The organism is Microcystis sp. T1-4, assembly GCF_000297435.1.
Lineage (GTDB): Bacteria > Cyanobacteriota > Cyanobacteriia > Cyanobacteriales > Microcystaceae > Microcystis.
Genome location: NZ_CAIP01000042.1, coordinates 1 through 2,502 on the forward strand (window position 1 = coordinate 1; position 2,502 = coordinate 2,502).

Annotated in this window: 3 protein-coding genes; 1 reads left to right on the forward strand and 2 read right to left on the reverse strand. The window is 42.2% G+C overall.

Annotated features, from left to right (window positions below; all coding sequences use genetic code 11):
- Positions 1 to 140: 140 nt before the first annotated feature.
- A complete protein-coding gene (locus tag MICAI_RS02435; RefSeq protein WP_008197314.1) occupies positions 141 to 1,481 on the reverse strand; it encodes an AAA-like domain-containing protein in 1,341 nt (446 codons plus the stop codon).
- A 144-nt stretch (positions 1,482 to 1,625) separates the two neighbouring features.
- On the opposite strand from MICAI_RS02435, the gene MICAI_RS26220 reads away from it, so the two are divergent.
- The gene (locus MICAI_RS26220; RefSeq protein ID WP_008197316.1) at positions 1,626 to 1,790 is read left to right on the forward strand and encodes a hypothetical protein; all 165 of its coding nucleotides are present in this window, start codon (positions 1,626 to 1,628) and stop codon (positions 1,788 to 1,790) included.
- Positions 1,791 to 1,923: 133 nt separating this feature from the next.
- Here MICAI_RS26220 and MICAI_RS02440 read toward each other — a convergent pair whose 3' ends face one another.
- Positions 1,924 to 2,466 (reverse strand): peroxiredoxin, encoded by a 543-nt coding sequence (locus MICAI_RS02440; RefSeq protein WP_008197318.1) that lies wholly within the window; start codon positions 2,464 to 2,466, stop codon positions 1,924 to 1,926.
- Between the last annotated feature and the right edge of the window lie 36 nt (positions 2,467 to 2,502).

Consider the following 2,502-nt stretch of genomic DNA (forward strand, 5'->3'; position numbering starts at 1 on the left):
CACTGATAATTGCTGATTGTCGATATTTCTGCAAATGTGATAGTAAATCCGGTTATTAAAAACTGATTATTTATTCCCCTTTGCATGAGTGCCTCTCCTCGTAACTAGCCTGTACTCAACGGATTTAGTATAATTATCTACTAGAGATCGCTGCTGGTCTGTTCCTCTCGGAAGTAAAGTTGATATAATTGACAGCTAGGCTGGGCTAGGTCGCCTTTTAACTGAATTAAACCCATACTTTCCAGTTTATAGGCAGTAATCGGTTCTAATCGCACTCCCTTATCGGAAGAATTAACCACTTCCCCCATCGCTGTCAATAATTCCGGCTGTTTTTGCAGATTATCCCAGTGATGACGCAGGTGTGCCGCATAAATTCCCCCTTGGGTAGCAGCATTAGGGAGAATATTTTTTTCCCCGCGCACCCGCGCTTCCAGGGCCAAACGGCTAAGATAGGGATGACCAGCGACTAGAGCAATTAAATCCCCGATAAAACGCTGATTATCGTCATTTTTAGGCAATCCGTAGCTACTAGCCAAGTTTTCCAGTTGTTCGAGGCTAAAACCGGGTAATTTAATCGCACGGCCGACATTAAAGGGAGATTGATTAGCGTCCAATTGAATATAGATTTCCGTGGAATTAGCAATCGCTAACCGCAAATTCTGCCAGATTTCTAAATTATTAGCTTCTTCGTGCCAACAGCGCAAAAGCGGCAGAAAATCCCTAGCGATGTCCGGATACTCGAAAATTCTGTCTAAATTATCTAGGGCCAAAAAGAGCGGCCCGTTAATCTGTTCTAAAAGATAGGACTGAAAATAGGTTTGACAACTGATTAAACTGCCAAATAGTTCCTCATCCCAATATTCATCTAATTGCGGCTTTAAACCCAATTCTCGGCTAACATTCGCCGAAAACCAGCGACAAAATCGGTCTAAACTGGCAAACATCGCCTTTTCTGCCACTTGACAATTAATATAAACTGTGCTATGTCCCCAACTATCTGCCTGAGCGAGCAGATGTTTAAGCAGAGAAGTTTTACCGGTCTTTTCGGGGGATTTAATGCGAATGAGTGACCCCGGACGATTAATTTCTTGATAACAGTCGCTTTCGACGGGAGGGCGGCTAATATAACTATCTATAACCGATTTTTCTGCTAGTATCGGGGTGGGGTGATTTTTCCATTCAGGATATTTGATATCTTTGAACCATTCCCGGAGGATTTGGAACTTACCCGGCCCTTTACTACCTAATTCTAGTTCGGGACAGCCATTATCTTTATCTGCCGAGAAATAGCTATAGATTTTAGTCATCTGTTTTTTATAGGTTTCATGGCTGGCGGCCTCGGCCATTTCCCAAATTTCCTCATCTGGTTTGCGCCAATTTTCATAGGCAAAACGAACTAAAAAAATTTCCTTTAATTTGCCTTGAACACCGTATTCTCTAGCTAGATGTTTGAGAAACTCGTCCCATCCCTGTGGTTTCATCCGGTTCTACTTTATTCTACTTATATTCCCTTTTTTTCCATGTTAACCCCTTTTTCCCTCTTGGCAATGGGACTGACATCCGAGCGGGAAGGCCCTATGGTAAAAATAGGTCAATTACCTGATGGTGCTTAAGGGAGTAAAACCATGAAAATCTCGTTAACCTTGTTTGTTCTGGCCTCCTTGCTGTTAGGTTCAATTCCTCACACTTTAGCGGTTAATAGTCAAGATAACCATTTTGACCGTTCCTCTTGGCCGCTAATTTTACAAAACCGTGACTGTAAGGGTGATAAGGACGATAATTGCAATTAGTCCTGATTATCTCGGTTAAGGTTGTTAGTCTATATCCCCCACCGATAAAAAAAATCGTGGTCGGGATTTTTTTTATCTCATCGGCTGCAGATAGCTTTTATCAAGATAATTTCTAGATTCAAGACCAATTATCTCAAGAAGTCGCCTGTAATTCCTCTAAACGTGCTAAAACTTCGGCACTGTGAATGGCAGGATTTACCCCTAAATAAATCTCTTTTAAAATCCCATCGGGATCGATAAGATAGGTATGACGCAGGGAAACATAACCCATCCAAGAACCATAGGCTTTACTAACATCTCCGGTAGTATCTGCCAGTAAGGGAAATTTTAACCCCTCCGAGTCACAAAATTCCGCATGAGAATCAACATCATCGGCACTTACCCCTAAAACTTGCGTATTTTTAGCCATATATTTCGGCAAATCCTGCTGAAAACGCCGCGCTTCTAGGGTGCAGCCGGGGGTAAAATCCTTGGGATAAAAATACAAAACTACCCATTTACCTCGATAGTCCGATAGGGAAATATTCCCTTCTCCCGTGTTAGTCGGTAGGGTAAAATCGGGTGCCGGTTGATTTAAAGGGGGTTGGGGGCCACCCAAAGCGTTAGCATCGGGAATCAAGGCAAAAAATGCCAGAATTACTGCACTTAAAAAACTCAACAGTTGACGACGAGACATAATCAGTTATCAGTTATCAGTTATCAGTTATCAGTT

What these genes read in the sequence shown, in the direction of transcription:
- MICAI_RS02435 (WP_008197314.1), bottom strand. Translation starts at nt 1,481, where the DNA reads ATGAAACCACAGGGATGGGACGAGTTTCTCAAACATCTAGCTAGAGAA.
- MICAI_RS02440 (WP_008197318.1), bottom strand. Translation starts at nt 2,466, where the DNA reads ATGTCTCGTCGTCAACTGTTGAGTTTTTTAAGTGCAGTAATTCTGGCA.
- MICAI_RS26220 (WP_008197316.1), top strand. Translation starts at nt 1,626, where the DNA reads ATGAAAATCTCGTTAACCTTGTTTGTTCTGGCCTCCTTGCTGTTAGGT.